At 29.5% G+C, this 25,693-nt stretch carries 29 protein-coding genes; 18 read left to right on the forward strand and 11 right to left on the reverse strand.

The features are described from left to right. The first annotated feature begins 3 nt into the window (after positions 1 to 3). Positions 4 to 1,620: an ATP-dependent metallopeptidase FtsH/Yme1/Tma family protein gene (locus tag ELQ09_RS02625; protein WP_002932876.1), complete on the forward strand. Its 1,617-nt coding sequence runs from the start codon at positions 4 to 6 to the stop codon at positions 1,618 to 1,620. Between the two features lie 7 nt (positions 1,621 to 1,627). Here the strand turns inward: ELQ09_RS02625 and ELQ09_RS02630 are convergent, their stop codons facing one another. Further along, complete coding sequence (locus tag ELQ09_RS02630) at positions 1,628 to 2,044, reverse strand: PepSY-like domain-containing protein (protein WP_134224635.1); 417 nt, start codon at positions 2,042 to 2,044, stop codon at positions 1,628 to 1,630. A gap of 97 nt (positions 2,045 to 2,141) precedes the next feature. Between ELQ09_RS02630 and ELQ09_RS02635 the strand changes: the two genes are divergently transcribed. Beyond that, positions 2,142 to 2,660 carry a rhomboid family intramembrane serine protease gene (locus tag ELQ09_RS02635; RefSeq protein WP_002853517.1) on the forward strand — a complete coding sequence of 173 codons (519 nt, stop codon included), beginning with the start codon at positions 2,142 to 2,144 and terminating at the stop codon, positions 2,658 to 2,660. After that, positions 2,657 to 3,169, forward strand: a complete 513-nt coding sequence (locus ELQ09_RS02640; protein ID WP_070317120.1) for a histidine phosphatase family protein — start codon at positions 2,657 to 2,659, stop codon at positions 3,167 to 3,169. The genes ELQ09_RS02635 and ELQ09_RS02640 overlap by 4 nt, the downstream gene beginning before the upstream one ends. A 14-nt stretch (positions 3,170 to 3,183) precedes the next feature. On the opposite strand, the gene rpoD is transcribed toward ELQ09_RS02640, so the two are convergent. Then, the gene (gene rpoD, locus ELQ09_RS02645) at positions 3,184 to 5,052 is read right to left on the reverse strand and encodes an RNA polymerase sigma factor RpoD (RefSeq protein ID WP_002865625.1); all 1,869 of its coding nucleotides are present in this window, start codon (positions 5,050 to 5,052) and stop codon (positions 3,184 to 3,186) included. Between the two features lie 79 nt (positions 5,053 to 5,131). Next, positions 5,132 to 6,013, reverse strand: a complete 882-nt coding sequence (locus ELQ09_RS02650) for a LysR family transcriptional regulator (RefSeq protein ID WP_002932884.1) — start codon at positions 6,011 to 6,013, stop codon at positions 5,132 to 5,134. Positions 6,014 to 6,127: 114 nt separating this feature from the next. On the opposite strand from ELQ09_RS02650, the gene ELQ09_RS02655 reads away from it, so the two are divergent. Together ELQ09_RS02655 and ELQ09_RS02660 are read left to right on the forward strand one after the other, a co-directional pair. Continuing rightward, positions 6,128 to 7,225, forward strand: coding sequence for a YeiH family protein (locus tag ELQ09_RS02655; protein ID WP_038817288.1), 1,098 nt, complete (start codon positions 6,128 to 6,130; stop codon positions 7,223 to 7,225). 91 nt (positions 7,226 to 7,316) lie between these two features. Beyond that, positions 7,317 to 7,889, forward strand: coding sequence for a hypothetical protein (locus tag ELQ09_RS02660; protein WP_070317121.1), 573 nt, complete (start codon positions 7,317 to 7,319; stop codon positions 7,887 to 7,889). 15 nt (positions 7,890 to 7,904) lie between these two features. Here the strand turns inward: ELQ09_RS02660 and rsmG are convergent, their stop codons facing one another. Further along, positions 7,905 to 8,471, reverse strand: coding sequence for a 16S rRNA (guanine(527)-N(7))-methyltransferase RsmG (rsmG, locus tag ELQ09_RS02665; RefSeq protein WP_070317122.1), 567 nt, complete (start codon positions 8,469 to 8,471; stop codon positions 7,905 to 7,907). Beyond that, the gene (gene ribA / locus ELQ09_RS02670) at positions 8,472 to 9,032 is read right to left on the reverse strand and encodes a GTP cyclohydrolase II (protein WP_070317123.1); all 561 of its coding nucleotides are present in this window, start codon (positions 9,030 to 9,032) and stop codon (positions 8,472 to 8,474) included. Between the two features lie 57 nt (positions 9,033 to 9,089). Here ribA and hemB point away from each other — a divergent pair, with 57 nt between their 5' ends. From hemB to ELQ09_RS02700, 6 genes are read left to right on the forward strand one after another with little or no spacing between them, the layout of a single operon-like run. Next, on the forward strand, positions 9,090 to 10,073 hold the full coding sequence (gene hemB, locus ELQ09_RS02675; RefSeq protein ID WP_070317124.1) for a porphobilinogen synthase: 984 nt from the start codon (positions 9,090 to 9,092) through the stop codon (positions 10,071 to 10,073). Continuing rightward, a complete protein-coding gene (gene argF, locus ELQ09_RS02680) occupies positions 10,070 to 10,990 on the forward strand; it encodes an ornithine carbamoyltransferase (RefSeq protein ID WP_088303527.1) in 921 nt (306 codons plus the stop codon). Before hemB ends, argF begins: the two co-directional genes overlap by 4 nt. Beyond that, positions 10,987 to 11,478 carry a DUF2603 domain-containing protein gene (locus tag ELQ09_RS02685; protein ID WP_002853412.1) on the forward strand — a complete coding sequence of 164 codons (492 nt, stop codon included), beginning with the start codon at positions 10,987 to 10,989 and terminating at the stop codon, positions 11,476 to 11,478. Before argF ends, ELQ09_RS02685 begins: the two co-directional genes overlap by 4 nt. Next, positions 11,465 to 12,820 carry an oxygen-independent coproporphyrinogen III oxidase gene (gene hemN, locus ELQ09_RS02690; protein ID WP_070317126.1) on the forward strand — a complete coding sequence of 452 codons (1,356 nt, stop codon included), beginning with the start codon at positions 11,465 to 11,467 and terminating at the stop codon, positions 12,818 to 12,820. The genes ELQ09_RS02685 and hemN overlap by 14 nt, the downstream gene beginning before the upstream one ends. A 1-nt stretch (position 12,821) precedes the next feature. Further along, on the forward strand, positions 12,822 to 14,087 hold the full coding sequence (locus tag ELQ09_RS02695) for a (Fe-S)-binding protein (protein WP_134224636.1): 1,266 nt from the start codon (positions 12,822 to 12,824) through the stop codon (positions 14,085 to 14,087). Further along, positions 14,084 to 14,845 carry a DUF5416 family protein gene (locus ELQ09_RS02700; protein ID WP_079862150.1) on the forward strand — a complete coding sequence of 254 codons (762 nt, stop codon included), beginning with the start codon at positions 14,084 to 14,086 and terminating at the stop codon, positions 14,843 to 14,845. Before ELQ09_RS02695 ends, ELQ09_RS02700 begins: the two co-directional genes overlap by 4 nt. A gap of 2 nt (positions 14,846 to 14,847) precedes the next feature. Here the strand turns inward: ELQ09_RS02700 and ELQ09_RS02705 are convergent, their stop codons facing one another. After that, positions 14,848 to 15,054 carry a membrane protein gene (locus ELQ09_RS02705; protein ID WP_002853356.1) on the reverse strand — a complete coding sequence of 69 codons (207 nt, stop codon included), beginning with the start codon at positions 15,052 to 15,054 and terminating at the stop codon, positions 14,848 to 14,850. A 232-nt stretch (positions 15,055 to 15,286) separates the two neighbouring features. Here ELQ09_RS02705 and ELQ09_RS08290 point away from each other — a divergent pair, with 232 nt between their 5' ends. The 3 genes from ELQ09_RS08290 to ELQ09_RS02720 all read left to right on the forward strand — a co-directional run bounded on the left by ELQ09_RS08290 (position 15,287) and on the right by ELQ09_RS02720 (position 17,658). Then, complete coding sequence (locus ELQ09_RS08290; protein WP_079862151.1) at positions 15,287 to 15,697, forward strand: MFS transporter; 411 nt, start codon at positions 15,287 to 15,289, stop codon at positions 15,695 to 15,697. Between the two features lie 232 nt (positions 15,698 to 15,929). Then, positions 15,930 to 16,505: a hypothetical protein gene (locus ELQ09_RS08295; RefSeq protein ID WP_208357096.1), complete on the forward strand. Its 576-nt coding sequence runs from the start codon at positions 15,930 to 15,932 to the stop codon at positions 16,503 to 16,505. Position 16,506: 1 nt separating this feature from the next. Next, on the forward strand, positions 16,507 to 17,658 hold the full coding sequence (locus tag ELQ09_RS02720; RefSeq protein ID WP_096702679.1) for a M20 aminoacylase family protein: 1,152 nt from the start codon (positions 16,507 to 16,509) through the stop codon (positions 17,656 to 17,658). 3 nt (positions 17,659 to 17,661) lie between these two features. On the opposite strand, the gene ELQ09_RS02725 is transcribed toward ELQ09_RS02720, so the two are convergent. Together ELQ09_RS02725 and jlpA are read right to left on the reverse strand one after the other, a co-directional pair. Continuing rightward, positions 17,662 to 18,402, reverse strand: coding sequence for a YaaA family protein (locus ELQ09_RS02725; RefSeq protein ID WP_070317130.1), 741 nt, complete (start codon positions 18,400 to 18,402; stop codon positions 17,662 to 17,664). A 90-nt stretch (positions 18,403 to 18,492) separates the two neighbouring features. Further along, positions 18,493 to 19,611 carry a lipoprotein adhesin JlpA gene (gene jlpA, locus ELQ09_RS02730; RefSeq protein WP_088303944.1) on the reverse strand — a complete coding sequence of 373 codons (1,119 nt, stop codon included), beginning with the start codon at positions 19,609 to 19,611 and terminating at the stop codon, positions 18,493 to 18,495. Positions 19,612 to 19,829: 218 nt separating this feature from the next. Between jlpA and ELQ09_RS02735 the strand changes: the two genes are divergently transcribed. After that, a complete protein-coding gene (locus ELQ09_RS02735) occupies positions 19,830 to 20,669 on the forward strand; it encodes a cysteine ABC transporter substrate-binding protein (RefSeq protein ID WP_002853956.1) in 840 nt (279 codons plus the stop codon). Positions 20,670 to 20,710: 41 nt separating this feature from the next. Continuing rightward, positions 20,711 to 21,958 (forward strand): MFS transporter, encoded by a 1,248-nt coding sequence (locus ELQ09_RS02740; RefSeq protein ID WP_070317133.1) that lies wholly within the window; start codon positions 20,711 to 20,713, stop codon positions 21,956 to 21,958. On the opposite strand, the gene ELQ09_RS02745 is transcribed toward ELQ09_RS02740, so the two are convergent. Continuing rightward, positions 21,941 to 23,209, reverse strand: coding sequence for a M20/M25/M40 family metallo-hydrolase (locus tag ELQ09_RS02745; protein ID WP_070317134.1), 1,269 nt, complete (start codon positions 23,207 to 23,209; stop codon positions 21,941 to 21,943). The two genes, ELQ09_RS02740 and ELQ09_RS02745, sit on opposite strands and share 18 nt — an antisense overlap. Positions 23,210 to 23,276: 67 nt before the next feature. Between ELQ09_RS02745 and ELQ09_RS02750 the strand changes: the two genes are divergently transcribed. Continuing rightward, the gene (locus tag ELQ09_RS02750; RefSeq protein WP_134224638.1) at positions 23,277 to 23,804 is read left to right on the forward strand and encodes a thermonuclease family protein; all 528 of its coding nucleotides are present in this window, start codon (positions 23,277 to 23,279) and stop codon (positions 23,802 to 23,804) included. A gap of 8 nt (positions 23,805 to 23,812) precedes the next feature. Next, on the forward strand, positions 23,813 to 23,986 hold the full coding sequence (locus tag ELQ09_RS02755; RefSeq protein WP_134224639.1) for a hypothetical protein: 174 nt from the start codon (positions 23,813 to 23,815) through the stop codon (positions 23,984 to 23,986). On the opposite strand, the gene ELQ09_RS02760 is transcribed toward ELQ09_RS02755, so the two are convergent. Further along, a complete protein-coding gene (locus ELQ09_RS02760; protein ID WP_070317136.1) occupies positions 23,987 to 24,565 on the reverse strand; it encodes a hypothetical protein in 579 nt (192 codons plus the stop codon). Positions 24,566 to 24,637: 72 nt separating this feature from the next. Next, positions 24,638 to 25,528 carry a tRNA 5-methoxyuridine(34)/uridine 5-oxyacetic acid(34) synthase CmoB gene (cmoB, locus tag ELQ09_RS02765; RefSeq protein WP_079862153.1) on the reverse strand — a complete coding sequence of 297 codons (891 nt, stop codon included), beginning with the start codon at positions 25,526 to 25,528 and terminating at the stop codon, positions 24,638 to 24,640. Between the last annotated feature and the right edge of the window lie 165 nt (positions 25,529 to 25,693).

Consider the following 25,693-nt stretch of genomic DNA (forward strand, 5'->3'; position numbering starts at 1 on the left):
ATAATGAAAAATAAAAAGATAATTTTAGCATCTTTTATGGTTTTATGTATGCTTTTGGGAATTTTATATTTTAAAAATGAACCTAAATATATAGATGAAAATCTTTATCAAAGTCTGTTAAGTCAAAATTTAATCCAAAAAGCTGTGATTGATAAAGACGAAATTTGGCTTAAGGCGGAAGGTGAAAATTACGTAATTATAAAAGATGGCATAGATATAAAAACACTTTTAGCAAAAGTTCCCGTAGAAGTTAAAAAAGATAACACGCTTTGGGTGTTTTTTATTTTACTTGTTTTTATTATCGCACTTTTTATAAGTCTTGGCTATTTTGCTCGTAAAAAAGAGTTAGCTAAATATCCAATATCAAATAAGAATCAAAATCACACTCAGGCACAAAATTCAAATATAAATTTAGAAAGTTCTCATATAAAACCTGTGATTTCAAATATTACTTTTAATGATGTAGCAGGTGTTGATGAAGTTAAAATGGAGCTAAGCGAACTTGTGGATTTTTTACAAAATCCTAAAAAATATAAAGAATTTGGTGTAAAAATGCCAAAAGGTGTTTTAATGGTAGGCCCACCTGGTGTAGGAAAAACATTGATAGCAAAAGCAGTTGCAGGAGAAGCAGAGGTGCCATTTTTTTATCAAAGCGGTTCAAGTTTTGTTGAAATTTATGTAGGTATGGGTGCAAAAAGAGTTAGAGAGCTTTTTTCAAAAGCTAAAATGATGGCTCCTAGTATAGTTTTTATCGATGAAATAGATGCTGTAGGTAAGGCAAGAGGAGAAATGTCAAATGTTGAAAGAGATAGCACTTTAAATCAACTTTTAACTCAAATGGATGGTTTTGAGGACAATAGTGGGGTTATAGTTATAGCTGCGACAAATAAAATCGAACTTATGGATCCTGCTTTATTGCGTTCGGGGCGTTTTGATAGGAGAATTTTTTTATCTTTGCCTGATTTTAAGGATAGACTTAAAATTTTAGAAATTTATATGAAAGATAAAAACAATAATGTCAATTTAAATAAAATCGCCAAAGCAAGCGTAGGTTTTAGTGGAGCAGGGCTTGAAACTTTGGTCAATGAAGCGGCAATTAATGCTTTAAGAAGAAATAGTGCTTTAGTTGAGGAAAGTGATTTTTATGCTGTATTAAATAAAGTTCTTTTAGGCAAGAAAAAGATTTTAAGTTTTAATGATGAAGAGAAGAAAATTCAAGCCACTTATCAGGCTGCAAAAGCTTTGAGTGCGTATTATTTTGACATAGGATTTGAAAAAATCACTCTTATTGAAGATCGTTTTAAAGAATATGAGCATAATATAAGATCAAAATCAGAGCTTATCAATCGTATAAAAGTTTATTTGGCTGGTTCTAGAGCTATGAGATTGATTTATAATGAAAGTTATACTAACTCGCAAGATGATTTTTTAAAGATTAAAGAATTGCTTGATTATATGTTGAGTTTTGATATGTTAGAAGAGTCAAATTTAAATGAACAAAAAAAAGAAATGGATGAATTTTTAAATTCTATGAAGGATAAAATTTTAAAATTATCAGAGCTTTTGCTTGAAAAAGAAAAGATAGAATATGATGATGTTAAAAATATAATGCAGGTTTAATTATATTTTAATCATCAATTTCTTTGTGTAAGATAGTTCCATTAAAATCTATAAGAATTTTTACATCGTTATCAAGTTTAATCTTGTAATGGTTGATTTTTCTTTCGATTTCTCTAGCTTTTATATTTGGAAATTCGTTTTTAATGATATTGACTAAATTTTGAGGTAAAAAATCTAGATCAAAAGGAAAGGCTTTATTTTCAATTTCCTTCCAAGCTCCATCTATGTCAAATTCAAGTTCTGTCCCATCGCTAAGATAGACTTCATAGGAATTTTTGTCTTTTTGTGCGATCCCTATGGGTGCTTTGAAATTATGTTGTAAAAATTCTTTAGAAACACTTGGCAAATTATCAGCAGAAATTATTATATCAGCATTTAAAGATAAACTTAAAATAGTAATAATACTTAAAAATTTAATTTTCAATATTTTTCCTAATTATTTTTTAGTAAAATTGTAAAGAATTTATGTGAATTTTATGTGAATTTTAAGACAATATTATAAAAAATAAAGGTTTTATACTTTGCTTACAATTTTTTTAATTTTTTTAAATATTTTATGTTATTTTTTGATTTCTTATGATTATTATAATATCCTTGGTTTGAATATTTTATTTTTTAATGGAGCTTATTGGCAACTTTTAAGTTCAATGTTTTTACATGGAAATTTAACTCATCTTATATTAAATATGATAGTTTTGTTTCAATTTGGGCGTATATTAGAAACTTATTTAGGTGCTTTGCGTTTTATTTTTATTTATTTTATTGGCGGATTGTTGTGTTCACTTTTAAGTGTTTTTTATGTGTATTTTGATTTTAAATATTTCGGAGAAAATATAAATGTTATAGGCGCTAGTGGTGCAATTTGTGTTTTAATGGGCTTTTATGCTGTTCTTGATAAAAATAGCACAAAAGGACTTATAGTGGCAATTTTACTTATGAGTTTTGCGCCATTGCTTATGGGGGTAAATGTTGCTTGGTATGGTCATATTTTCGGGTTTATGTGTGGTTATATTTTAGCTAAAATAAAAGAGGTAAAATGAAAAAAATTTATATTATAAGACATGCAAAAGCAAGTAAGAGTGGGGATATTGATGATTTTGAAAGAAAACTTACTAAGAGTGGAAAGGAAGATTTAAAAAAACTTTTTAAAAATCTTGCCTTGCATGAAATTCATCCTGATTTGGTGCTATCAAGTCCTGCTGTTAGAACCGCTAAAACAGCGAAAAAAATAGCCAAATTTTATAATTTTGATAAAAATAAAATTTGTTTTGATGAAAGATTGTATCTTTGCAATGTTGAAAATTTGCTAAAAATTCTGCAAGATATTGATGATGAGTTTAACGAAGTATTTTTAGTGGGTCATAATCCTGGTTTAATGGATCTTGGAGAGTTATTAAGCTCGCTATGTTTGGCTTCTTTTCCAACTTCTTCTATCTTGTGTTTAGAATTTGATATTAAGGAATTTAAAAATTTAAAAAAACATAGCGGAAAATTAGTTTTTTTTGAACATGTGCGCAAGCTAAAAGAAGAAAAAGATTTGGGTTTTTAGTAAGAGATTGACTCTTACTTCCAACCTTCAATATAATTTTTTAGTTTTCTTCCTACTTTAGGGTGTTTGAGTTTTTTTATAGCTGAACTTTCTATTTGTCTCACTCTTTCTCGAGTGACATTAAGCTCTTTTCCAATTTCCTCTAAAGTTCTATCACTTTCATCATCCATTAAACCAAAACGCATACGAATTACCGCTTTTTCTCTATCGTTTAATTGATCTAAAACTTCATCAATTTGTTCTTTTAAATCATCCTTTAAGATATGATCCATTGGAGAAAGTGAATTTCTATCTTCAACAAAATCTCCAAATTTACCATCATCTTCATTTCCTATTGGAGCTTCAAGAGAAATTGGTTCTTTTGTGATTTTAATAACTTGTTTAACCTTATCTACGCTTAAACCTACTTCTTTAGCTATAACACTGACATCAGGTTCTTTTCCATCTTTTTGTAGATGTTCGCGGATAATTTTGTTAATTTGATTGATGGTTTCTATCATGTGGATTGGAATTCTTATGGTTCTTGCTTGGTCAGCTATAGCCCTTGAAATAGCTTGCCTGATCCACCAAGTTGCATAAGTGGAAAATTTATAACCCCTTTTGTATTCAAACTTATCCACAGCTTTCATTAAACCTATGTTTCCTTCTTGAATAAGATCTAAGAAAGGTAGACCACGATTTGTGTAGCGTTTAGCTATGCTTACAACAAGACGCAAGTTCGATTTTGCCATTCTTCCTTTTGCTTCATCAGAGATTTTTTTACCGCGTTTAATTTGCTCTAAAATTTCTTTTAAACGTGATTTTTCAAGATCAAAGCTTTTTTCACTAGCTTCTTTAGTTTGAAATAGTTTTTTAATTTCCATATAAGTGCTTACCATGGTTGTTTCTAAAGCTCGCTCTGTGATTTCTTCTTTGCTCAATTTTGTAATATCTTTTAAAATATCTGCATGGCGTTTTTTAAGTTCATCAGAAAACATAGGTAAGCGGTATTCTAAACGCTTAAGTTCTTTGTCAAATTCTTCATCGCTTTTTAGTGCAGTTTCCATTGATTTTACGATTTCACTAATAAGTTTTGAAGTAGGGCCTAGATCCATTAATTTTTCTTTTAAAATATTTTTTTTGAACGCAATGCTTAATTTATCTAAAAGCTCGTCTTCACTTTCTTTGTCTTTGGATGTTTTTAGCCAATCTTTTTTAGCTTTTTCTAGAGCTTTAAATTTTTCTATAACTTTTAAAGTTCTTTCATCTTCTTTTTTGCTGTTTTTTTTAGCATTTTCTTCATCTGATTCTAATTCTGTTTCGTTTTCTTCATCTTCATCTATATCAAGTTCATCAAGTTTATCATCACTTTTTTCTTCATCGTCAAAGCTTTTAAATAGTTCTTTTACCCTTCTTTCTCTGTTTATTAAAGGTTCTTTATAATCTAAAATAAAATCTATCAAATAAGGTACAGAACAAAAAGCATCAATGATAATATCTTCGCCAAGTTCTATTTTTTTGGAAATTTCAATTTCTTCATCTTTGTTTAATAAAGCAATTTGTCCCATTTCTCTTAAATACATACGAACAGGAGAGTCTGATCTGCTCCATTCTAATAAATCGTTTTCATTGGCTAAATCAAATTCGTTCTCAAGGCTTGTATCTTGGAGTTTTTGTTTTTCTTCTTGAAGTCTTTTTGCATCTTCTATGTTTTTCATTTGTGCAATTTCGGCTGCTGAAAAAAGTTGCACTTTGTGTTTTTTCATTAATGCTTGCACTTTTTTAGCGGTTGATGCACTTGGTTGTTTTGTAAGATATTTTACCAATTTTTCATATGTGATATAATCTTTTGCATTTTCTTGAAATAATTCTTCTAATTCAGCTTCTTGAGTTTTGGCGTTCATTGATTATCCTTGAAATTTATATAAGCTTTGGATTTTATCTAAAAATTGCTTAACTTTCTATATAAATCGGTTATTATGCTTATGATTTGAATATTTTTTCAAATTTTTCTAAAGCTCTGTTAAAATTATAATTTTTTCTTTTTAAGGTGTAAAATTTACGCTTTAGGTTGATATTTTTTAATTTAATTTCATAAAGTGTTGAATTTTTTAATTCTTTTTCTATGCTTTTTTTGGAAAAAATAGAGATTGCTTTTTTTTGTAAAACAAGTTCTTTAATCGCGGCCATTCTATCAAGCTCAAGAAAAATATTAAGTTTTTTTGAGCTTGCACCAATTTCGTTTAAAAATTTATCCCTTAAGCCTGAGCCTACTTCTCTTAAAATCCACTTTTGTTCTAAAAGTTCATCGATATAAAATTCTTTTTCATTGAGTTTTTTATCACTTGTAGCTACTATAAGTTCATCATCTTGCCAAAAATTTATTTCTAAATTTTCATACTCCACTAAAGCCGGATCAAGTTCTGCTTCAATGATTGCAAATTCTATATTTCCGTTTTTTAGCAAATTTAAACATTCTTTTGAATTCTGCGTTTGAGAGTGAATTTCTATGTTTTTAAATTCTGCTTTAAAATCAAATAAAATAGGAGCTAAAAAATGTTCAGAAATGCTTTGAGTTGAGGCTATTTTTATTTCCCCTAAGAGCATACTTTCGTCGTTTAATTTTTCTAAGCTTTGGTAGTAGGCTTGTATAATTTTTAACCAATTTTTTCCTAGTTCTAAAGCTTTTGGTGTAGGTAAGAGTTTTTTTCCAAGTCTTTCAAATAAAATACCATCAAATTTATTTTCTAAATTTTTAATTACTATTGAAACATTAGGTTGAGTTATGGAAAAATTGTTGGCTGTATGAGTTGGACTTTGAGTGTTTAAAAGATCTAAAAATATTTCCATATCTTTGATTTTCATGAGTGATTCCTTTATTTAATAAAAAAAAATTATTATAAAAATTAAAATAATATATTTTTATAATTTTAATAAAAAAAATATAATAACACAAAATTTACAAAAAAAGGAAAATAAATGAAAACAAGTTTTTTAGCACATAGCGTGGCTATAGTGCGATCAAATTTTAAGGGTTTGCTTTTTACTGCTTGTATAGTGATTTTTGCTATGTATCTTTCTAGTGTTCAAAGTATCAAAGATACTACCCATTTAGCAGCGACTGCCTTTGCTATCATCATAGGAGTATTGCTTTCTCCTTGGTTTTTTAAATACCAACATCATTTTCAAGCTGGAGTGCATTTTAGTGCGAAAAAGCTTTTAAGACTCGGTATTGTTTTATATGGTTTTAATATCACTTTAACTGAGCTTTTAAGTGTAGGGTTGAAAGGGTTTTTGCTTTCTGCTATAGTGATATTTTTTGTTTTTATGATTGCTTTATTTATAGGAGTGAAAATTTTTAAACTCGATAAAGAAACTTCTATGCTTGTTGGAGCCGGAAGTGCGATTTGCGGTGCGGCAGCGGTTTTAGCACTAGAGTCAAGTTTGAAAAGTGATCCTTTTAAGGGAATTTTAGCTGTAGGTACGGTGGTGATTTTTGGACTTGTGTTTATGTTTTTGTATCCCATAGCTTTTTCTTTAAATCTTTTTCCTTTTTTTGATCAAAATGCTATGGGTGTTTTTATGGGAGCTACTTTGCATGAGGTGGCAAATGTCGCAGGTGCTGCTGAAATGGCAAAGGATATGGCAGGATTTGAGCAAGGAGCTTCTAATGTTGCAGTGATTATAAAAATGATGAGAGTGATTTTACTTGTGCCTTTTTTGCTTATAGTGACTTATTTTTTCGCTAAAAATCAGCATTCAAGCAGTGGAAAAACTGCAAAAAGTATCACTATACCTTATTTTGCATTCGCATTTTTAGGTATGATAGTTTTAAATACATATCTAGCAAGTAAAGAAAGTATTTTAGGTATTGCTACGAGTGATATTATCTCTTTAGGTAAAACACTTTGTACTTTATGTATCGTTTTTGCTATGGCAGCTTTAGGCTTGCAAATTGACTTTAAAAAATTTTTAAAAAGTGGCTCTAGAGTGTTTGGCTTGGCTTTTGTTTTGGGACTTGTTTTGATTTTTGGAGGATATTTTTTAACCTTAGCTTTTAAAGGTATGCTTTGGTAATAAAAATTACTTTTTAGAAAATTTTATTTTATTAACTAACTAAGAATATAATTTAACTCGTTAATTAAATTTATTAAAAAAAGGAATAAAGATGAAAAAAATTCTTGTAAGTGTTTTAAGCTCTTGCTTATTGGCTTCGGCTTTAAGTGCTGTATCTTTTAAAGAAGATGGTTTAAAGGTTTCTTTTGAGGGATATAAAACTAAAGATATGATAGGAACAAAAGGTGAATTTAAAAATGTAGAATATAAATTTTCTAAAAATACAAAGGATTTGGCAAGTTATCTTAAAGGCGCTAAAGCTACCATAAAGCCAAGTAATGCTTTTATGGGTGAAGGCAATGATATTATAACCAATAATATCACAAAAGTATTTTTCCCTGCTTTATTGGGAGATACAGATATTAAAGTTGTTTTTCAAGATGTGATTGCGGGTGAAAATAAAGGTGTTATTTCAGCAAAAATTACTATGGATAAAAAAAGTACTATTGTGCCTTTAACTTATACCATCAAAGATAATAAATTTGAAGCTAAAGGACAACTTGACTTGCATACTTTTAAAAATGGCTCTAAAGCATTAAAAGCATTAAGCGATGCTGCTCCAGGACATGGCGGAATTTCTTGGCCTTTGGTTGATATCAGTTTTAACGCTGACTTAGCAGAATAAAAAGTAGCCTTAGGGCTACTTTAAAATACAATATTTTCTTAAATCATTTTCAAAAATTTCATAATCTTTTATATTTTCAAGTTCTTGATAAATTTCGCTACCTTTCCATAAAATAAAAACCGTATTGTTATCTTTTAGATTTTTGCAAATTTCAAGCAAGGGTTTAACATCCATCAAGGCTCTTGAGGTGATGATATCAGCTTTAAAGGTATTTTTGCATTCTTGAATTTTTTCTTTGTAAATATGTAAATTTGAAAGCTCACATTCTATTTTTAGTGTCCGCAAAAAGGCAGCTTTTTTGGGATTGGGTTCGAAAAGATGAAAATTGCTTTGCAGTAAAAAAGCTAAAAATACAGCTGGAAATCCTGCGCCACTTCCTATATCGGCAATATTTTTTGCTTTAGAGAAATCATAAAAATCTAAAATTTTAATACTATCAAAGATATTTTCATCTATATTTTTTAAATGAGTAAGATTGTGAATGCGGTTAAATTTAGATAATAATTCTTTATAAATTTTTATTTTTTCTTCAAAGTTTTTTAAATCATGGTTTTGTAAAAAGTCGTAATCTTTAAAAATCATTTATTTAAGATGCCCCATTTGAGTTTGTTTTATGTTTAGATATTCTGCATTAAAACGATTAGGTTCTATTAAAATCGGTATGCGTGTGATGATTTTTTCTTTGATAGAATCTAGCTTTTCAGGGTTATTTGTGAGTAAATTAACCTTAGAAATTTCATAGTTTTTGAGTATAAATTCTACAATTTCATAAGTTCTCTCATCGGCTTTAAAGCCAAGCTGATGATTTGCTTTAATCGTATCAAAACCTTTATCTTGCAAAGCATAAGCATTAACCTTATTAAAAAGCCCTATACCCCTTCCTTCTTGTCTAAGATAAATCACCATTCCGCCATTCTTTTCTATATATTTTAGCGAAAATTCAAGCTGTTCTCCGCAGTCGCATTTTAAACTTCCTAAAGCATCTCCTGTTAAGCACTCTGAATGAATTCTTAGATTGAGTGTGTCTTTTGGAGTATTTTTAAATATACATAAATGTTCTTTATCATTTTCTTTGAAACTTTGTATTTGGAAATTTCCCCATTTGCTAGGTAAATTCGCAATTTCTGAAATTTTTATTTTCATTTACTACCCTCTATAATCAAATTTATGTTAAGATTTTAGCAAAAAAAGGACAAAAAAATGTTTAAAAGATTTAGAAGATTAAGGCTTAATGAAAACTTAAGAGCCATGGTAAGAGAAAATTCTTTAAGTGTAAATGATTTGATTTATCCGCTTTTTGTGGTTAATGGAACGGGGATAAAAAAAGAAATTTCTTCTATGCCTGATGTGTTTCAAATGAGTTTAGATGAAATTTTAAAAGAGTGTCAAAATGTAGTCAATTTAGGCATTAAAGCCATTATACTTTTTGGCGTTTTGGAAAATGAGAAAAAAGATAGCTGTGGAAGCGATGCTTTAGATGATGAAGGGCTTGTTGCAAGAAGTATAAGAGAGATTAAGAAAAATTTTCCAGATCTTTTTATAATCAGCGATCTTTGTTTTTGTGAATACACAGATCACGGGCATTGTGGGATTATCGATCCAAAAACAAAAAGTGTAGATAATGATGCCACTTTAGAAATTTCAGCCAAACAAGCCTTAGTTCACGCAAGAGCAGGGGTAGATATGATAGCACCTAGTGGAATGATGGATGGTATTATCACTACTTTGCGTGAAGCTTTGGATAAAGAAGGTTTTGAAAATTTGCCTATAATGGCGTATTCTACTAAATTTGCTTCAAGTTATTATGGGCCATTTCGAGATGTGGCAGAATCAGCTCCAAGTTATGGAGATAGAAAAAGCTATCAAATGGATTTTGCTAATGGTAGAGAAGCTTTAGAAGAAAGCTTAGAAGATGAAGCACAAGGAGCCGATATTTTGATGGTAAAACCCGCTCTTGCTTATCTTGATGTGGTTAAAGAAATATCCCTTCATTCTAACTTGCCTTTGTGTGTTTATAATGTAAGCGGAGAGTATGCTATGTTAAAGGCAGCTAAAAATGCAGGAGTGATTGATTATGAAAAAGTTTTGTATGAAACTATGATAGCTTTTAAAAGAGCAGGAGCAAAGCTTATCACCACTTATCATGCCAAAGAATTAGCTAAAATGTTAAAAGGAGAAAAATGAAACATTTTTTAACTTTAAGAGATTTTTCTAAGGAGGAAATTTTAAGCCTTGTAAATCATGCTAGCGAGCTTAAAAAAGAGCCTAAAAAACTTTTACAAGATAAAACTTTAGCGATGATTTTTGAGAAAAATTCTACAAGAACAAGAATGGCCTTTGAATTAGCCATAACAGAGCTTGGCGGAAAGGCTTTATTTTTAAGCAGCAATGATTTACAACTTAGTCGTGGCGAGCCTGTAAAGGATACAGCTAGGGTGATAGGGGCGATGGTTGATTTTGTGATGATGAGAGTCAATAAACATGAAACTTTACTCGAATTTGCAAGATATTCTAAAGCCCCTGTGATCAATGCTTTAAGCGAACTTTATCACCCTACTCAGGTTTTAGGAGATTTGCTTACTATTAAAGAATGGAATAAAATGCAAAATGGTATAGCAAAAGTTGCTTTTATCGGAGATAGTAACAATATGTGCAATTCTTGGCTTATTACGGCTGCGATTTTGGGCTTTGAATTTAGTATAGCTATACCAAAAAACTATAAAATTAGCCCTGAAATTTGGGAATTTGCTATGAAACAGGCTTTGATTTCAGGAGCTAAAATTTCCTTAAGTCATGATAAATTTGAAGCCTTAAAGGATAAAGATGTAGTCATTACCGATACTTGGGTTTCTATGGGTGAAGAGAATGAAAAAGAACGCAAGATTAAAGAATTTGAAGGATTTATGATTGATGAAAAGGCTATGAGTGTTGCCAATAAAGACGCGATATTGCTTCATTGTTTGCCTGCTTATAGGGGTTATGAAGTGAGTGAAGAAATTTTTGAAAAACATGCAGATGTGATTTTTAAAGAAGCAAGAAATCGCCTTTATGTGGTAAAAGCCTTGCTTTGCTTTTTGGATAATCAGAGAGGAAGAGAATGAAAGAGCTAGAAAAGTATAGCACTTGCTTAAAACGCATTGATGAATTTAGTCAAAATCTAGGAATAAAGAAAAAAGATAGAACGATTTTTAAAATGAAGCAAAGCGAGAATGAAAACGAAAAATGTTTAGTTCTTGAAAATGGAAGTTTTGATTCTCCTGAGCCTTGGTTTGTGATCGATGAAAACGATGAAATTCACACTTTACTTTCTTTACAAAGTCTTAAGAATATACTTGAAAGTTTAAAACAAAGTCAAAAAGAGAATTTTGAATTGCGTTTAGAAAAGGCGATTTATCAACAAATTCCTGTAGATTTTAACGATGTTTGGACGGTTGCTATGGATGAGATCAAGCAAAAGGCACAAAATGGCACCATGGAAGTTAGTATTGATCTTGAAAAATTAATTTCTAAAATCAAACAAGAACATCCAAATTTATTTGTAGATATGCAAGCGATGATAGAAAGGGTAAATCAAAATGAGAGATTATAAAGCTTTTGTAAGATACTCTAAAGCAGGACCACGCTACACTTCTTATCCTACAGCAGTAGAGTTTAATGCAAATTTCAAATACGAAGAATATATAGAAATTTTAAAAAAGCAAGATAGATCTTTATCGCTTTATTTTCATTTACCTTTTTGTAGGAGTGCCTGTTATTTTTGTGGTTGCAATGTTATTTATACAGCCAAAGAAGAGAGTAAAGAAAGGTATTTAACTTATATTTTTAAAGAGCTTGATATTTTAAGTACCATTTTGGATACCAAGCGTGAAGTGGTGCAAATGCACTTTGGGGGCGGAACTCCAACTTTTTTTAGTGCTAAACAACTTCAAAATTTGATTTTAAAAATCAGATCTATTTTTAGAAATTTTTCTAAAGATGCAGAGATTAGCTGTGAGATCGATCCGCGTTTTTTAAATGACGAACAAGCCACAGTTTTAACACAAAATGGCTTTAATCGTATCAGCTTTGGAGTGCAGGATTTTGATGAAAAAGTTCAAAAAGAAATTCATCGCATCCAGCCTTTTGAATTAACACAAAATGCTTTAAATCTTGTAAGAAGCAAAGGGATAAAGTCTGTAAATATGGACTTAATTTATGGTTTGCCTTATCAAAATTTGCAAAGCTTTACACAAACTTTAGAAAAAGTTATGCTTTTAAACCCTGATCGTTTGGCGATTTTTAATTACGCTCATGTGCCTTGGCTTAAGAAAAATATGAGAAAATTTGATGAAAATACCCTGCCAAGTCCTGATGTTAAGCTTGAAATTTTAGAATTTTGTGAGAAATTTTTAAGCAAAAATGGCTATAAAATGATAGGAATGGATCATTTTGCAAAAGAAAATGATGAGCTTTTTAAAGCTTTAGAAAATGGAACTTTGCATAGAAATTTCCAAGGTTATACTACTAAAGGCGGTGCTGATTTAGTCGGTGTCGGGCTTACAAGTATAGGTGAAGGACAAAGACATTATGCACAAAATTTTAAAGATATGTCAAGTTATGAAGCTGCATTAGATAGAGGAGTTTTGCCTTTTGAAAGAGGCGTAGCTTTAAGCGATGATGATGAACTTAGAAAAGCAGTGATTATGGAGTTAATGGCAAATTTTAAGCTTGATATCAAGTCAATAGAAAAAGAATTTTGCATTGATTTTCAGGAGTATTTTAAAGAGGATTTAAAAGCTTTAGAAGAATACAAAGATTTTATTAATTTTGATGAAAATTTTATCAAAGTCAATGAAACAGGCGTTTTGCTTATAAGAAATATTGCCATGTGTTTTGATGCTTATATGAAAAACATTAGTGAAGATAAAAAAGTATTCTCAAAAACGGTGTAAGATGAAATTTAGTCAAATAAGTGATGCTTGTGTTAAATGTGGCAAATGTATACCTGTTTGTACTATACATGAAGAAAATCGCGATGAAATTACTAGTCCAAGAGGATTTTTAGATCTTTTAGCTGCTTATAAAGAGGGAAGTCTAGAACTTGATAAAGAAGCTAAGAAAGTTTTTGAATCTTGTTTTTTATGCACCAATTGTGTTGAAGTATGTCCAAGTAAATTAAGAGTAGATAATGCCATAGAAGAAGTTCGTTATGATATAGCTAAAAAATTTGGTATAGCTTGGTATAAAAAACTTATTTTTTTCTTTTTAAGAAGACGCAAAATTTTAGATTTGGTAGCTAAGCTTGGCTATGTGTTTCAAAGTTGTGCGTTTAAAATTCAAAATGAGAATGAAAATACAGGTATGAAGGCAAGATTTTCCATGCCTTTTGTTAAAAAGGGAAGATTGCTTACAAGTTTTAATAAAAAAAGTTTCTTAAATTCTAATCCAAAATTTATCAATAATGATGGAGAAAAAACAATAGGTTTTTTTGTAGGTTGTTTGGCGAATTATTTTTACATAGATACGGCTAATGCAGTGCTTAAAATCGCTAAGGAATTAAAAATCAATGTGGATTTGATGAAAGAACAAGTGTGTTGTGGAGCGCCGCAATTTTTTACGGGTGATTTTAAAAGTGTTGAAGTTTTGGCTAAAAAAAATATTGAGTATTTTGAAAAAAAATTAGAAAAATTAGATGCTATTATAGTTCCTGAGGCCACTTGTTCGGCTATGTTAAAGATAGATTATGAACATTTTTTTATAATGCAAAATGATTTAGACTGGGCAAAACGCGCAAAATGTGTGTCATCTAAGATATATATGGCTAGCGAGTATTTTTATAAATTTACTTCTTTGGAAGAAATTTTAAAAACAAAAAATAAATTTAATTATAGCATTACTTATCACGATCCTTGCCATGCAAGAAAAATGCAAGGGGTTTTTAAAGAGCCAAGAGAACTTTTAAAAACAAATTATCATTTTGTAGAAATGAGTAATTCTAATGCTTGTTGCGGTTTTGGTGGAGTGAGTATGCAAACGGATTATTATGATAGAGCTTTAAGTGTAGGGCTTAAAAAAGCACAAATGATCGATGAAATTAAGGCTAGTGTGGTAAGCGCCGAGTGTTCAGCTTGCAGAATGCAAATTTCAAATGCATTAGAACAAAATTCAAGCAAGGTTGTTTTTGCTAGTCCTTTAGAACTTATAGCAAAAGCTTTGTGATGATGAAGATAGTATTTAAAGGCAAAAGTTCTGAATACGAAATTCAAAGATCGTGCTTTTGTGTTGATGCTTTTGTGATTAAAGATAAGATTGAAGAACGAGATGGTGTTGATTTTATCACTTCAAATGTAGATCTTTTGGAATTTAGTGATGACAGTTTTACTTTTGAAGAAATTGTAAAACATTTTAATATTTGTAATAGTGAAGATATGATTATCGTTGAAGATTTTGACATGAAATCAAACAAAGATAATCAAAACCAAGAAGATGATATAGAACACAACATCTTAAAATCCGAAAAAATAATACATGAAAACACAAAACAAACAAGTATACAATTTAAAAATTTAAAATTTTTTTCAAGAATTTTTAAAAATGAAAATTTTCTTTCTGATTTTAAAGAAAGTAAGCAAGAAGTTGTTACTATCAAAAAACACGAAAAACTTGAAATTTTTAAAAATTTATCTCAAGAAGATCAAGAAATTAGCTTTGTTAAAATTGAAATTTTAAATTATGATAGTAATGAAGATAGTTTAAGCTTTAATCTTGATATATTTCCAAGCGGTATGAGTTATAAGTACGGAATTTTAAAAGGCTCTATGCATATTATTTTACAAGGTAAAACTTCTAGTACGATGCTTTTTCCGTTTTTAAAAAGTATGATTTATAAAAATAAAAGTGAAAATTCAAGTGAAAAAATTTTTACTTTAATGATAAATCAGAAAAAACGCTATAAGCTTATCACAAATCTTTCTTAGTTTTATTTTATTATATTTTCTATATTAGAGCGATTTTTTTCAATTAAAGAGCGATTTTTTTGAGTTGTTTCTTTAAGATCGGCTATATCTTCTTTCATGTTTTGTATGTTTTGGTTGAGTAATTTTATCTTTTTTTCATAGCGAGTAACGATGATAAAGACTACAAATAAAAATATAATAATCAAAAAAATAAATGCTAAAAATTCCATATTTTTCCTTTTTAAAACTAGATTTTGAAATATATCATTTAAATACTTCAAAAAACTTTTACGGGTTTTTTATTTTGTATTTTAGTTTTTTTATCTTTAAACTTATATATAAATTTTCAAAAAGTAACAAAAAAATATATAAAAAAATAATTAAATTAAAAAAATAATTAAAGATAATAAATATCTTATTTTTTTATGTTATATTTTAATAAATATCTAAAAGGATTTTAATATGGAAAAATCACTTTTATTTCATTTTAGACGCATTGGAGTTGAATTTATAATTTTTAGTGTTTATGCTGTTTTTAGTATCTCTTGGGCAGCGACAGGATCTTTAATGCCTTTGATTTCAAATGATCTTGCTCTAAATACTCAGCAAGCTACTTTAATCACTAGCATGATAGTAGTTGCGAAAATTTTTGGTGCTTCATTTACTGCTTTTTTAGTTTATAAATTCGGATTAAAAAAGGGATATTTTTTAGGCTGTATTTTAATGAGTTCGGGTATATTTTTAAGTTTTGTAGATAGTTATAGCGGTATTTTGGTTATAAGATTTTTAACAGGGCTTGGTTCAGCTTGTGCTTTAGTTTGCTTAGTGCCTATTGCACAGCAATGGTTTGAAAAAAAGCTTTACATTTTGTAATTAGTTTTAACATAGCTTCAAATTTAGTAGGCATTACCCTAGGACTTGTTTTAGCTGAAAGCATCTCAAATTATTTTGGAAATTGGAGAGATTCTTTATCATTTTATGCTTGGATTAATTTGATTTTATTGATTTTGTGGCTTTTTATAGGTAAAGATGAGAATAAAAAAGAAGAAAAAAGAATAATGCAAAAGATCTTATTTATGCTTTAAAATCTCGTGTTGCTTGGGGTATGATTATTTTTTACATAGGACCTATTTTATTTTTAAATTCTCTTTTTACTTTTTTACCAACTTTTTATGCACAATATGCAGGTTTTAGTAAAGAATTAGCTGATTTTGCTAAAAAAGAAATTCCAGCCTTGGCTAATTTTGCTATTATTTTTGGTCCTTATCTTGGATTATTTTTTAAAAGAAAAAATATTTCTTTTAAAATAATGCTATTGTCTGGAGGAGCGTGTATTTTTATATGCGGATTTTGTATGTTGTTTTTACAAAATTTAGTATTGATACAGATTTTTGCTGTGTTATCGGGTATTTTTTATTCTATGTGGTTTCCATTTTTCTTTAATCTACCTTCAGAATTAAAAAATTCCAATCCAAATCAAACTGCTTATATTATGAGTGCTTTTTGGAGTATTACCTTTGTTATACTATCATTTAATCTATGGGTAGTATCTTGGAGTGTTGATAAAACCCATAGTTTTACTTTGGGTTTTGTTTATATTTTTGTTTTGATTTTTATTTCAGCGATCTTAGCACAATTTGTTTTACCTAGAAGAGAAAATTTTATACAAGGAGAAAAATAGAATGAATTTAATTCCAGAAATACTAGACTTACAAGGCGAATTTGAAAAAATTCGTCATCAAATTCATGAAAATCCTGAGCTTGGTTTTGATGAATTATGTACTGCAAAATTAGTGGCACAAAAATTAAAAGAATTTGGTTATGAGGTTTATGAAGAAATAGGAAAAACAGGCGTTGTTGGGGTTTTAAAAAAGGGAAATAGCGATAAAAAAATAGGACTTCGTGCAGATATGGATGCTTTGCCTTTACAAGAATGCACAAATTTGCCTTATAAAAGCAAAAAAGAAAATGTAATGCATGCTTGCGGTCATGATGGGCATACTACTTCTTTATTGCTTGCTGCAAAATATTTAGCAAGTCAGAATTTTAATGGCACTCTAAATCTTTATTTTCAACCTGCTGAAGAGGGTTTGGGTGGTGCTAAGGCAATGATAGAAGATGGATTGTTTGAAAAATTTGATAGTGATTATGTTTTTGGATGGCACAATATGCCTTTTGGTAGCGATAAGAAATTTTATCTTAAAAAAGGTGCGATGATGGCTTCTTCGGATGGTTATAGTATTGAAGTTATTGGAAGGGGTGGTCATGGAAGTGCTCCAGAAAAGGCAAAAGATCCTATTTATGCTGCTTCTTTGCTTGTTGTGGCTTTACAAAGTATAGTATCTCGCAATGTTGATCCCCAAAATTCAGCAGTTGTAAGCATAGGAGCTTTTAATGCAGGACATGCTTTTAATATCATTCCAGATATTGCAACGATTAAAATGAGTGTTAGAGCATTAGATAATGAAACTAGAAAGCTAACTGAAGAAAAAATTTATAAAATTTGTAAAGGTATTGCACAGGCTAATGATATAGAGATTAAAATCAATAAAAATGTTGTTGCACCAGTGACCATGAATAACGATGAAGCTGTGGATTTTGCTAGTGAGGTTGCAAAAGAATTATTTGGAGAAAAAAATTGTGAATTTAATCATCGTCCTTTAATGGCAAGTGAGGATTTTGGATTTTTTTGCGAAATGAAAAAATGTGCCTATGCTTTTTTAGAAAATGAAAACGACATTTATTTACATAATTCTAGTTATGTTTTTAATGATAAGCTTTTAGCTAGGGCTGCAAGTTATTATGCGAAGCTAGCTTTAAAATACTTAAAATAAAAACTAATCTAGAATTTCAAGCACAATTTCTTCCTTTAAACCTTTGATTTGAATTTCTTTGAGTTTTAGGTTTGAAGGAAGGTTTGCTAAAAGCTCTTTATTGTTTTTTACTTGGTTTTTTGCACTTATGGAGAGTAAAATTCCCCTATAAGCTTTAGCAAAATGACTGATGACTTTACCATTTTTTACAAATTTATAGGTATAAAATTTCTTTTTTGGGGTATAGAATTTATCATAAAATCCTGCTCTAAGGTCAAGTATTTCTTCATTTTCCAAGTATTCATCTAAGGCTTTACTAAAATGTTCTTTATAAAATTTCTCTATGGCAAAATTTCCTATTTTAGCCCCTTGCTTGAATTTATAAAAGGGTAGGGTATCATTAGCTCTTACAACGCCAAAAAGATTAGAAAATATAAGAGTATTTTCTAAAATATAAGCTTGACTTTTTTTATCTAAAGCTTTAAAATTAAGATATTCATAACTTACCCCAGTATAAAGCAATATAGCTCCTTGAGTGGGAGCTTGTTTTAAGTCGTGTTTAAATTTATCAATTTCATTTTCATTTTTAATGCCAAAAAGTTCTTGTAAATTCTGTAAACTTGCGTTTTTGATAAATTCTTCATAATGCTTTAAAGCTTCCATTCTATAAGGAAATAATTCTTTAAATATAAATGAGTTTTCATTGATAGGATTTTTTACGCAATTTTCATTTTTGCTTTCACTAGGGGAGAATAAAATTTTCATTTTAGCCTTTTTTGTTAATGTTATGAAACATTAAGAGCAAAGAATTTAATCTTGCTTTTAATGTTTTTGAAGTTTTTATCATTTTAAAATTTAAAACGACGCTCCGCCCATTAACATAGAAAACATGATAAATGGAAGTATAATTTTTAACGCTTCTGTGGCGTCTTGATTGTTGATGCTTAGTTTTTCGATGCTGTCGATTCCCTGTGCGCTATAGTCACTAACAGGGATGTTTTTAAATTTTAAATCAAGATTGAGTTTATAATCATCATTTTGAGTGATATTGTTTAAAATAGCTAAAGCTTTATCAAAGATTAATGCTTGTTCTTCATTTTGACTTTGAGCTTTTAAGGTTTGTAAATTTTCCTTAGCAGTTGCTACATAGCTACTAAATACGCCTTCGGTTTTAAGAGTTGAATCAATTTTAAAATTATTTAAGATGATGTATTTTTGGATTGTATTACTAAAATCTGAAGCTTGTTCGTAGTTTGCTATATTAAGAAGTTCATTGATAGCTTGTTCATCCATAGCTAAAGTTTGAGTGTTAAATTTTATACCCTTAGAATCAAGGTAATTAAGCAAATCTTCTTTTAGATTTATATTTAGATTTGTATTGAAATTTAATTTTGCGTTATAAAATTTTATATCAAGATTATCTAGATAATTGTTTTCTTGTTTGTTGATAGAGTTGTCAAATGATAAAGTGTAAGAATCCGAGCTTAATTTATTGATAAAAGAGCTGATTTTTGGATCTTGTTGAAATAAGCTTGCATTGATGTCACCAGCAACTTTTTCTCCAAGTTTAAAATCTTCAAAAACCAAATTTGATTGTATGCTTTTTTGGTTTTTAAAAAGATCGTTGTAATATTCTTTAATGCTAATTGATGTATTTGCTTTGCCTTTGTAAATTTCATTTGAGCGAATTTTGATATTTTTTGCTTGAAATAGTTCTTGATACTCATCGTTATTATCTTTTGCAAGAGTTTTGAAATTTGGACTTAAACACGCTATAAAATCACCATCTGCATTGCATTTAAAATCAGAAAATTCAATCTTTATTCCAGAATCCTGAGAAAGGCTTGCAATTTCTTGTTTAACTGTTTGATTTAGTTGATTTTCATATTTTTTAACTGTTTTTTCATCTATGGAATTTCCGCAAGCTGAAAACAAAACAGCTATTCCAATAGAGAGAAAAATACCTTTTTTCATAGTTTTCTCCTTAAAAATTTAAAAAAAGATTATATCTTTTTTTACTTAAAATTTAAACAATGCTAAAAGAGAGTGTGAGATTAATTACATTTTTACACATAGGAAAATCTTTTTAGTTTGTTTCAAATGCATTATTTATAATTTTAAGTATAATTAACCTTGCAATTATTATATATTTTTGCAATAGCTTTAAGCTTATTTTTAAAGAAAGGAAATGTATGAAAAAAATACTTCTAAGTGTTTTAACGGCCTTTGTTGCAGTAGTATTGGCTGCTTGTGGAGGAAATTCTGACTCTAAAACTTTAAATTCTCTTGATAAGATCAAGCAAAATGGAGTTGTTAGGATTGGGGTATTTGGCGATAAACCACCTTTTGGTTATGTGGATGAAAAAGGAAACAATCAAGGCTATGATATAGCTTTAGCTAAACGCATAGCAAAAGAACTTTTTGGCGATGAAAATAAGGTGCAATTTGTTCTTGTTGAAGCTGCAAATAGGGTTGAGTTTTTAAAATCAAATAAAGTAGATATTATTTTGGCTAATTTTACTCAAACTCCACAAAGAGCCGAGCAGGTTGATTTTTGCTTGCCTTATATGAAAGTGGCTTTAGGTGTAGCTGTACCAAAGGATAGTAATATAACTAGCGTAGAAGATTTAAAAGATAAAACTTTACTTTTAAACAAAGGCACAACAGCGGATGCTTACTTTACGCAAAATTATCCTAATATTAAAACTTTAAAATATGATCAAAATACCGAAACTTTTGCCGCTTTGATGGATAAAAGAGGCGATGCTTTAAGTCATGATAATACCTTGCTTTTTGCTTGGGTGAAAGATCATCCTGATTTTAAAATGGGTATTAAAGAGCTAGGTAATAAAGATGTTATTGCACCAGCAGTTAAAAAAGGCGATAAAGAACTTAAAGAATTTATCGATAATTTGATCATTAAACTAGGCCAAGAGCAGTTTTTTCACAAGGCTTATGATGAAACTTTAAAAGCTCATTTTGGAGATGATGTTAAGGCTGATGATGTAGTGATTGAAGGTGGAAAAATTTAACAAAGGGCTTTTTTGCCCTTTATATTGATTTAGGATAAAATATGCAAAAAAAATACAAAAATATTATTTATGCTTCTTTGGGTGGAATTTTAGAATTTTATGATTTTGTGCTTTTTGCCTTTTTTTTGGATATTTTTGCTAAGGTATTCTTTCCGCAAAATGATGCTTTTTGGATGCAGATAAATGCTTATATAGCCTTTGGTGCTGCTTATTTAGCGCGTCCTTTTGGTTCTATTGTGATGGCACATTTTGCTGATAGATATGGAAGAAAGAATATTTTTTATATTTCTATGCTTTTGATGGTTTTGCCTAGTTTTGCTTTAGCTTTTTTACCAAGTTATGAAAGTATAGGTATATTTGCTACTTTGATTTTATTTACTATTCGTATTTTGCAAGGTTTAGCCGTTGGAACCGAGGTGAGCGGAGCTTGGATTTATGTGAGCGAATTTGTCAAAGGGCGTCAAATTCCTTTAGCTCTTGGTTTTATTTCAGCGACTTTAACCATAGGTTTATTGCTAGGAAATATTGCCACTTTAGGCATAAGATCTTATTTTACCCCTGAAGAAGTTCAAAGCTATGCTTGGAGAATTCCTTTTATCATAGGAGGATTTTTTGGAATTTTAGCTTTGTTTTTAAGAAATAAACTCAGCGAAACTCCAGAATTTATAAAAGTTCAAAATGAAAAGAAAATTTTAAATTTTCCATTGTTTGAAGCTTTAAAAACTCATAAAATGAGCATGCTTGTTTGTTTTTTAATGACCATGGTTTTAACAAGCGGTGTGGCAACTTTGATGATTTTACCTAAGTATTTTGAAAGTCTTTTAGCTATGAGTAAAACTTCTGCTTTATGGGTGCAAAATTTTGCTATCTTAGCGGTGATTTTTGGAGCTTTATTTCAAGGTTTTTTAGCAAGCAAATGGGGAAGCTATAGGATTTGTTCTATTTTTAGTATAGCTTTTATTATCTTTGGTATGCTTTTTAGTTTTTATGATGAGAATTTTTTATTTTATTTTTTACTGGCTTGTTTTGCACAAGGTATTATCACTTTCGCGCCTGTTTTTATGACGCAAATTTTTAAAAGCGAGCTTAAATTTAGTGGGCTTAGTTTTGCTTATAATATTTCTTATGCGATTTTAGGCTTTTTAACCCCTTTTGTAGTTAATGCTTTTTATAAAGAGTATTTAGGTATTTATCTTGCTATAGTGGGATTTTGCTCCTTGCTTTGTGTGTTTTTGTTAAAACGCGTTTTTGCAAGAAGCAAGATTAAAGAATTAAGCATTGTCTTTTAAAACTTCAAAAACAACCTTAGATATTTTTTCAACTGAAGCGATTTCACAATGCTCATCAGTTGAATGAGGATTATGGATATTTGGGCCTATAGAAGCACATAAAAGCTCTTGTTTTTTCTCTATAATACCACACTCAAGTCCTGCATGGATAGCTGAAACTTTGGCATTAGGCGATAGTTTTTTAAGTGCTTTAAAAACCATGTCGCTAAGTGCGTTTGGTTTGCCTTCCCAAGGCGGATAGAAATTAAAACTTCTTACTTTAAAATCAAAAGCTTTGAAAAATTCTAAAGTTTCAAATTCTATTTGCTTAAGCCCATCAAGTATATTAGATCTTGCAAAAAGTGCGAATTTGATTTGTTTATCTTGCATTCTTAAAGTAGCTAGGTTAATGCTTGTTTGAACTATACCTAGATTTTCATCATAAGCTCTAACTCCATGAGTAAAAGAATTGATAAGGCTTAAAAGTTTTTTACTTTGATCGCAAATTTCAAATTCACCTTCTTCTTTAAATTTGCATTTTATCCAGTTATTACTCTTTACTTCATTTTTAAAATGCACTAAAGCTTTGGCGTGTTTAGGTATAGAATTGATTCTTTCTCCGCCTTCAAAAGAAATGATTTCTCCTTCATTTTCTTGTATGAATTTAGCCATTTCTTTGATGGAACTTTTTTCATTGCGTATGATATTTATGCCTGAGTGTCCACCTTTAAAATTTTGTGCACAAAGTTCATAAATTTTACCCTTTTTTGTAAGGGTATTAAAAGGCAAGCTAGCTTCTATATCTACTCCACCTGCACAACCTATCATGATCTCATCATCGCTTTCATGATCTAAATTTAAAAGCATTTTAGATTCTAAAGTGTGCTCGAGTGAATTCACTCCCATGAGTCCTACTTCTTCATCGTTTGTAAAAAGACACTCTAAATTTTCAAATTCAGCCATAGCACTCATCATGATGGCTATACCTATACCATTATCTGCGCCAAGACTTGAATTTTTGGCTCTTAAAAAGCCATTTTCTTCATAAACTTCTAAGTTTGGTGCATCGCCCATACAGACCATATCATAATGGCTTTGTAAGCAAATTTTTGGTTTGCCTTTTATGGCATGGATATTTCCTGCTTTATCTATATTCACTTTAAAGCCTTTATCTTTAGCATAAGAGCTTAAAAATTCTTTCATTTGTTCTGTTTCATAACTGCAATGAGGAATTTTGCATAATTGTTTAAAATTTTCTATAACATTTTGCATTTTATCTCCTTTGTTTTGATAAAATTATGGCATATTTTTTAAAATTTAAAGGCAAAATGATTAAAAAATGAGAATAAATTATAAAAAATTATTTAATTTAAGAAAATTGCTAAGTGATCCAAAAAAACTTTTTTCTGTATTAATCTTCACTCTTGTAGTTGTTTTTATTCAGAACTATATTGCCCAAAATTCTAGTTTTGAAGGAAAAGTAGTTAGAATTATTGATGGAGATACTATAGAAGTTAATCATGAAAACAAACTCGCTAAAATAAGATTTTTTGGTATAGATGCACCAGAACTTAAACAAAGTTTTGGGAAGCAATCAAAAGAAGCTTTAAGTAGAATTTTAAGTAGTAAACAAGTTGAAATTATTTATAAAAATAAAGATACTTATGGTAGAATTGTTGCTATTGTAAAGCTTAATGATGTTGATATTAATCGATTTTTAGTAAGTAAAGGTTATGCTTGGGCTGATACTTACTATAGCAATGCTTATATCAAAGAACAAGAAAATGCTAAGAAAAATCATTTAGGTCTTTGGAAAGAGAGTAATCCTATAGAGCCTTATAAATGGAGAAAACACAATAAATTCTAAGGAAAAACATGAAAAAATATACTTTAATGATACTATTAGCTTTAGGAATTTCTGGATGTTTTGTAAATGAAAGAGGGATTTCAAATCGTTTTTATGATGATTGTAAAGAGTATTATGATGGAAGCGGAACTTATCATAAGGATTGCTCAAAAAATTGGGTGGATATTAAAATGACTCCTTGATTATTTTCCACCCACAGAGGCCATTAATGCAGCTGCTACAGCTTCTGGATTTTTGATTTTGGTATCTTGTTCTTGATTTTCCGTAGGTTTAACAGTGTTAAGTGGCGGACGCTTGAGTTTAAATATATGCTCATCGGTGCTAACAACTTGTATCGTTCCTTCAAACATTTTAATTTCTTTAACATGCCCAACCACTTTTACATCTCTTTTTTTGGAGGTGTCGTCAAAAAGTGCATGAGCTTCAAGTTCTAAAACATCGCCTAATTTAAGCGGAGCATAAAAAAAACATTTTGATCCAATAATCACTGAAAATTCTTTATTGATAGAGGCTTGTGCTACATAGTTTGCCGCAGCGAAAATAAAGGCATCAAAAATCAATCCTTGATCATCTGCTACCATTTCGCTTGTAGTTATTAAAATTGATTTGGCATAGTTTTTATCAATTTCGATAATGGTTCCAGTAAGCGAGGTGTTTAATTCAGGACAAGTAAGTAATTCTGCTCTAACGCGAGATATATCTTCTGCAGATGCGTATTCTTCAAGTTGTGCATATTCTTCAAAATTATCTTTTTTTGCCATATCTAACCTTTAAATTCTACTTATCTACTTCAAAATATCTAAATTTCAATATCGGCAAAAAATAAAAAGAATTTATATTTTAATGCGTATATAAACTCTTTTGGGTGCTTCATAGCCTTCAATGGTAAGATTTTTATCCTTTGGATCTAAGAAATTTTCCAGCGAAAAAGAGTCTATCCATTCTGTTTTTCTTTGTTCGTTTTCATCGGTTTTTTTTGTAGCCAAAACTTCAAATTCTTTAAATCCTGCTCTTTCACACCAGTTTTTTAATGCACTAATGCTTGGCACAAAATAAATATTTGGAATTTTAGAATAAGTTTTATTAGGTACAAGAGCGATTTCTCTCTCATCTTCTATATACATGGTATCTAAAAAAACAACTCCATTTTTATTAAGTCCTGCTTTTAAATCTTTTAGCATTTTTATAGGATCACTTCTATGATAAATCACGCCAAGACAGAAAATCACATCAAATTTCAATCCATAGCTTGGAAGATCCTCTACACCTAAAAGTTCGTATTTTATAGGAGTTTTAGCTAAAGCATTAATGAGTTCAAATTGCAAACGGTATTTGATAGAAGGATCAAAACCTATGAGTTTTACAGGATTAAATTCAAGCATTTTAAACATATAATAACCATTATTACAGCCTATATCAGCAACGCATTTTTGAGAAATTTCGTTCATGAAAGGCTTTAGAATGTTGAATTTAATAAAACTTTGCCATTCTGTATCGATGAAAAGATTGTCTATTTTAAAAGGACCTTTTCTCCATGGTTTGAGTTCTTTTGTTATAGCTAAGATTTCATCTTTGGCTTGAGAATTTGTAGATAAATTTACACTATCATCTAAAGAAAAATTACAAGCAAGATTGAGAGCTTTAAGTTCTTGTATTTTAGCATATAAAGGGTGATTTAGAAATTGTTTTTCGAGTAAATTTTCTTGCATTTTTATCCTTGACATTTGCTTTTAATACTAAATTATAACATTAAAAGCTTTTATGGCAATATAAATTATATGCATTAAATATTTAATCAAAAATAATTTTTTAAAAACTCAAAAATACTTCCCAAAGCTCACATAAGCTTTAGAACTATAATCATCATCTAGTTTATACTTCTTTAAAGC

Origin of the sequence: Campylobacter sp. CH186, assembly GCF_004378925.1 — a bacterium.
Classification (GTDB): Bacteria; Campylobacterota; Campylobacteria; order Campylobacterales; family Campylobacteraceae; genus Campylobacter_D; species Campylobacter_D jejuni.